The organism is Parabacteroides sp. CH2-D42-20 (assembly GCF_003670185.1).
Lineage (GTDB): Bacteria > Bacteroidota > Bacteroidia > Bacteroidales > Tannerellaceae > Parabacteroides > Parabacteroides distasonis.
On sequence record NZ_RAYG01000087.1, the window covers coordinates 1 to 493 of the forward strand.

The window sequence follows — 493 nt, forward strand, 5'->3', positions numbered from 1 at the left end:
TTATTTACTCATTGTTGGCGTTTGATCTTCTCTATTCTTTGATTTTCTCATTTTATCCTAGATGTACAGACATGGTGATGCGGGTGAAACGATCTCTTGTTCCCGGTATCATTCCACCATGCCTTATAACCTGTGTGTGTATTCCTGTAGAGACGGGGCGTGCCCCGTCTCATCCCCTCAAAATGGTAACTTAAGGATACTATCAGACAGTGGGAGACGGGGCACGCCCCGTCTCTACAACTGGGTGATAACCATTTTCCAACCTTTTACGCTACTCCCCAAGTAGCCTAATATTTCAACCGATGGTGATTTTCAGAAAAGCCATTTTTAAAAACATAAAGTATTGTTTATCAGGAGTAAATAGGGCGCTCTTGGTAGGGCTTTGAATTGTCGTGAGGCTTGAGTGGAGATCCTGATATAATCTTAGGAAAAGATAATCATAATGATGAATGTTTTGAGAGACGGTTGCTCGGAGAGGGGTACGGCGCGGGTT

Annotated in this window: 1 protein-coding gene; it reads right to left on the reverse strand. The window is 43.4% G+C overall.

Annotated elements, in window-relative coordinates; translation table 11 throughout:
• Nucleotides 1-295: 295 nt before the first annotated feature.
• On the reverse strand, nucleotides 296-493 hold a 198-nt coding region (locus D7V92_RS22575; RefSeq protein WP_233572894.1), incomplete at its 5' end, for a hypothetical protein.